Origin of the sequence: Streptococcus pseudopneumoniae (assembly GCF_001073085.1) — a bacterium.
GTDB classification, from domain to species: Bacteria; Bacillota; Bacilli; order Lactobacillales; family Streptococcaceae; genus Streptococcus; species Streptococcus pseudopneumoniae_M.
In genome coordinates this window covers 1-5449 of sequence record NZ_JVFV01000011.1, presented here as the reverse complement: position 1 = coordinate 5449, position 5449 = coordinate 1, and the positions used below count along the sequence as shown (strand labels likewise).

General features: G+C 48.8%; 2 tRNA genes and 3 rRNA genes. All 5 read left to right on the top strand.

Features of this window, described 5'->3' with window-relative positions:
* The first annotated feature begins 242 nt into the window (after positions 1-242).
* The 5 genes from ADH90_RS01800 (at position 243) to rrf (ending at position 5448) form a co-directional block, all read left to right on the top strand.
* Positions 243-314, top strand: a tRNA-Glu gene (locus ADH90_RS01800).
* A gap of 242 nt (positions 315-556) precedes the next feature.
* Positions 557-2103 (top strand): 16S ribosomal RNA (locus ADH90_RS01795).
* Between the two features lie 50 nt (positions 2104-2153).
* Positions 2154-2226 (top strand) — tRNA-Ala (locus ADH90_RS01790).
* Positions 2227-2352: 126 nt separating this feature from the next.
* Positions 2353-5255, top strand: a 23S ribosomal RNA gene (locus ADH90_RS01785).
* A 77-nt stretch (positions 5256-5332) separates the two neighbouring features.
* Positions 5333-5448, top strand: a 5S ribosomal RNA gene (gene rrf, locus ADH90_RS01780).
* The 16S, 23S and 5S rRNA genes sit together here with 2 tRNA genes alongside, the layout of an rRNA operon.
* The last annotated feature ends 1 nt before the right edge of the window (position 5449 follow it).

Sequence of the window (5449 nt, the reverse complement as noted above, 5' to 3'; positions counted from 1 at the left end):
AGGATTGTGGCTGGATGATTACTACGCCCTTCATGAATTGTTGGATAGTTATAGAAGAAAATTACCACAAGATAAGCAAGAAGACTATGAACGCCTCTGGGCAGATGAACGTTTCAAGGGCCGCAAAGCTTTACTGAAAGAGCTAAAGGAAGTAATTCAGTAGAATTGAAAAAAAGTTAAAAAAAGGTGTTGACAAAGTAAGAAAAGTCGGTATAATAGTAAGAGTTGAAAATAACAACTCTGGTCCGTTGGTCAAGGGGTTAAGACACCGCCTTTTCACGGCGGTAACACGGGTTCGAATCCCGTACGGACTATGGTATGTTACAGATGAAACACTAGATGAAAAAAATTAAAAAAAGTTTCAAAAAAGTGTTGACAAGCGAAAGCGGCTGTGATATACTAATATAGTTGTCACTTGAGAGAAGTGAGTGACAAAGACCTTTGAAAACTGAACAAGACGAACCAATGTGCAGGGCACTACAACTGAAGTTGTAGTACTGAACAATGAAAAAAACAATAAATCTGTCAGTGACAGAAATGAGTGAGAACTCAAACTTTTAATGAGAGTTTGATCCTGGCTCAGGACGAACGCTGGCGGCGTGCCTAATACATGCAAGTAGAACGCTGAAGGAGGAGCTTGCTTCTCCGGATGAGTTGCGAACGGGTGAGTAACGCGTAGGTAACCTGCCTGGTAGCGGGGGATAACTATTGGAAACGATAGCTAATACCGCATAACAGTAGATATTGCATGATATCTGCTTGAAAGGTGCAAATGCATCACTACCAGATGGACCTGCGTTGTATTAGCTAGTTGGTGAAGTAACGGCTCACCAAGGCGACGATACATAGCCGACCTGAGAGGGTGATCGGCCACACTGGGACTGAGACACGGCCCAGACTCCTACGGGAGGCAGCAGTAGGGAATCTTCGGCAATGGACGGAAGTCTGACCGAGCAACGCCGCGTGAGTGAAGAAGGTTTTCGGATCGTAAAGCTCTGTTGTAAGAGAAGAACGAGTGTGAGAGTGGAAAGTTCACACTGTGACGGTATCTTACCAGAAAGGGACGGCTAACTACGTGCCAGCAGCCGCGGTAATACGTAGGTCCCGAGCGTTGTCCGGATTTATTGGGCGTAAAGCGAGCGCAGGCGGTTAGATAAGTCTGAAGTTAAAGGCTGTGGCTTAACCATAGTACGCTTTGGAAACTGTTTAACTTGAGTGCAAGAGGGGAGAGTGGAATTCCATGTGTAGCGGTGAAATGCGTAGATATATGGAGGAACACCGGTGGCGAAAGCGGCTCTCTGGCTTGTAACTGACGCTGAGGCTCGAAAGCGTGGGGAGCAAACAGGATTAGATACCCTGGTAGTCCACGCCGTAAACGATGAGTGCTAGGTGTTAGACCCTTTCCGGGGTTTAGTGCCGTAGCTAACGCATTAAGCACTCCGCCTGGGGAGTACGACCGCAAGGTTGAAACTCAAAGGAATTGACGGGGGCCCGCACAAGCGGTGGAGCATGTGGTTTAATTCGAAGCAACGCGAAGAACCTTACCAGGTCTTGACATCCCTCTGACCGCTCTAGAGATAGAGTTTTCCTTCGGGACAGAGGTGACAGGTGGTGCATGGTTGTCGTCAGCTCGTGTCGTGAGATGTTGGGTTAAGTCCCGCAACGAGCGCAACCCCTATTGTTAGTTGCCATCATTCAGTTGGGCACTCTAGCGAGACTGCCGGTAATAAACCGGAGGAAGGTGGGGATGACGTCAAATCATCATGCCCCTTATGACCTGGGCTACACACGTGCTACAATGGCTGGTACAACGAGTCGCAAGTCGGTGACGACAAGCTAATCTCTTAAAGCCAGTCTCAGTTCGGATTGTAGGCTGCAACTCGCCTACATGAAGTCGGAATCGCTAGTAATCGCGGATCAGCACGCCGCGGTGAATACGTTCCCGGGCCTTGTACACACCGCCCGTCACACCACGAGAGTTTGTAACACCCGAAGTCGGTGAGGTAACCTTATAGGAGCCAGCCGCCTAAGGTGGGATAGATGATTGGGGTGAAGTCGTAACAAGGTAGCCGTATCGGAAGGTGCGGCTGGATCACCTCCTTTCTAAGGATAAGGAATGCACATTGGTCTTGTTTAGTCTTGAGAGGTCTTGTGGGGCCTTAGCTCAGCTGGGAGAGCGCCTGCTTTGCACGCAGGAGGTCAGCGGTTCGATCCCGCTAGGCTCCATTGGTGAGAGATCACCAAGTAATGCACATTGAAAATTGAATATCTATATCAAATAGTAACAAGAAAATAAACCGAAAACGCTGTAGTATTAATAAAGAGTTTATGACTGAAAGGTCAAAAAAATAAGGTTAAGTTAATAAGGGCGCACGGTGGATGCCTTGGCACTAGGAGCCGAAGAAGGACGTGACAAACGACGATATGCCTTGGGTAGCTGTAAGTAAGCGATGATCCAGGGATTTCCGAATGGGGGAACCCAACAGGTACTACCTGTTACCCATATCTGTTAAGGATATGAGGAGGAAGACGCAGTGAACTGAAACATCTAAGTAGCTGCAGGAAGAGAAAGCAAAAGCGATTGCCTTAGTAGCGGCGAGCGAAACGGCAGAAGGGCAAACCGAAGAGTTTACTCTTCGGGGTTGTAGGACTGCAATGTGGACTCAAAGATTATAGGAGAATGATTTGGGAAGATCAGCCAAAGAGAGTGAAAGCCTCGTATTCAAAATAGTCTTTGTACCTAGCAGTATCCTGAGTACGGCGGGACACGTGAAATCCCGTCGGAATCTGGGAGGACCATCTCCCAACCCTAAATACTCCCTAGTGACCGATAGTGAACCAGTACCGTGAGGGAAAGGTGAAAAGCACCCCGGGAGGGGAGTGAAATAGAACCTGAAACCGTGTGCCTACAACAAGTTCGAGCCCGTTAATGGGTGAGAGCGTGCCTTTTGTAGAATGAACCGGCGAGTTACGATATGATGCGAGGTTAAGTTGAAGAGACGGAGCCGTAGGGAAACCGAGTCTGAAAAGGGCGCTTTAGTATTATGTCGTAGACCCGAAACCATGTGACCTACCCATGAGCAGGTTGAAGGTGCGGTAAGACGCACTGGAGGACCGAACCAGGGCACGTTGAAAAGTGCTTGGATGACTTGTGGGTAGCGGAGAAATTCCAAACGAACTTGGAGATAGCTGGTTCTCTCCGAAATAGCTTTAGGGCTAGCGTCGACATTAGAGATTCTTGGAGGTAGAGCACTGTTTGGGTGAGGGGTCCATCCCGGATTACCAATCTCAGATAAACTCCGAATGCCAATGAATTATGGTCGGCAGTCAGACTGCGAGTGCTAAGATCCGTAGTCGAAAGGGAAACAGCCCAGACCACCAGCTAAGGTCCCAAAATAATTGTTAAGTGGAAAAGGATGTGGGGTTGCACAGACAACTAGGATGTTAGCTTAGAAGCAGCTATTCATTCAAAGAGTGCGTAATAGCTCACTAGTCGAGTGACCCTGCGCCGAAAATGTACCGGGGCTAAAACAATTTACCGAAGCTGTGGATACCTTTATAGGTATGGTAGGAGAGCGTTCTATGTGTGGTGAAGGTGTACCGTGAGGAGCGCTGGAACGCATAGAAGTGAGAATGCCGGTATGAGTAGCGAAAGACAGGTGAGAATCCTGTCCACCGTAAGACTAAGGTTTCCAGGGGAAGGCTCGTCCGCCCTGGGTTAGTCGGGACCTAAGGAGAGACCGAAAGGTGTATCCGATGGACAACAGGTTGATATTCCTGTACTAGAGTATGTAGTGATGGAGGGACGCAGTAGGCTAACTAAAGCAGACGATTGGAAGTGTCTGTCTAAGCAGTGAGGTGTGAATTGAGTTAAATGCTTAGTTCTATAACATTGAGCTGTGATGGGGAGCGAAGTTTAGTAGCGAAGTTAGTGACGTCACACTGCCAAGAAAAGCTTCTAGCGTTTAAACATACTCTACCCGTACCGCAAACCGACACAGGTAGTCGAGGCGAGTAGCCTCAGGTGAGCGAGAGAACTCTCGTTAAGGAACTCGGCAAAATGACCCCGTAACTTCGGGAGAAGGGGTGCTGACATATGTCAGCCGCAGTGAATAGGCCCAAGCAACTGTTTATCAAAAACACAGCTCTCTGCTAAATCGTAAGATGATGTATAGGGGGTGACGCCTGCCCGGTGCTGGAAGGTTAAGAGGAGTGCTTAGAGGTAACTCGAAGGTATGAATTGAAGCCCCAGTAAACGGCGGCCGTAACTATAACGGTCCTAAGGTAGCGAAATTCCTTGTCGGGTAAGTTCCGACCCGCACGAAAGGCGTAATGATTTGGGCACTGTCTCAACGAGAGACTCGGTGAAATTTTAGTACCTGTGAAGATGCAGGTTACCCGCGACAGGACGGAAAGACCCCATGGAGCTTTACTGCAGTTTGATATTGAGTGTCTGTACCACATGTACAGGATAGGTAGGAGTCTAAGAGATCGGGACGCCAGTTTCGAAGGAGACGCTGTTGGGATACTACCCTTGTGTTATGGCCACTCTAACCCAGATAGGTGATCCCTATCGGAGACAGTGTCTGACGGGCAGTTTGACTGGGGCGGTCGCCTCCTAAAAGGTAACGGAGGCGCCCAAAGGTTCCCTCAGAATGGTTGGAAATCATTCGCAGAGTGTAAAGGTATAAGGGAGCTTGACTGCGAGAGCAACAACTCGAGCAGGGACGAAAGTCGGGCTTAGTGATCCGGTGGTTCCGTATGGAAGGGCCATCGCTCAACGGATAAAAGCTACCCTGGGGATAACAGGCTTATCTCCCCCAAGAGTTCACATCGACGGGGAGGTTTGGCACCTCGATGTCGGCTCGTCGCATCCTGGGGCTGTAGTCGGTCCCAAGGGTTGGGCTGTTCGCCCATTAAAGCGGCACGCGAGCTGGGTTCAGAACGTCGTGAGACAGTTCGGTCCCTATCCGTCGCGGGCGTAGGAAATTTGAGAGGATCTGCTCCTAGTACGAGAGGACCAGAGTGGACTTACCGCTGGTGTACCAGTTGTCTTGCCAAAGGCATCGCTGGGTAGCTATGTAGGGAAGGGATAAACGCTGAAAGCATCTAAGTGTGAAACCCACCTCAAGATGAGATTTCCCATGATTATATATCAGTAAGAGCCCTGAGAGATGATCAGGTAGATAGGTTAGAAGTGGAAGTGTGGCGACACATGTAGCGGACTAATACTAATAGCTCGAGGACTTATCCAAAGTAACTGAGAATACGAAGTGTTAAGGTTTTCTTGAGATTTGATAGATATTCAATTTTGAGTAGGTATTACTCAAAGTTAAGTGACGATAGCCTAGGAGATACACCTGTACCCATGCCGAACACAGAAGTTAAGCCCTAGAACGCCGGAAGTAGTTGGGGGTTGCCCCCTGTGAGATAAGGAAGTCGCTTAGCT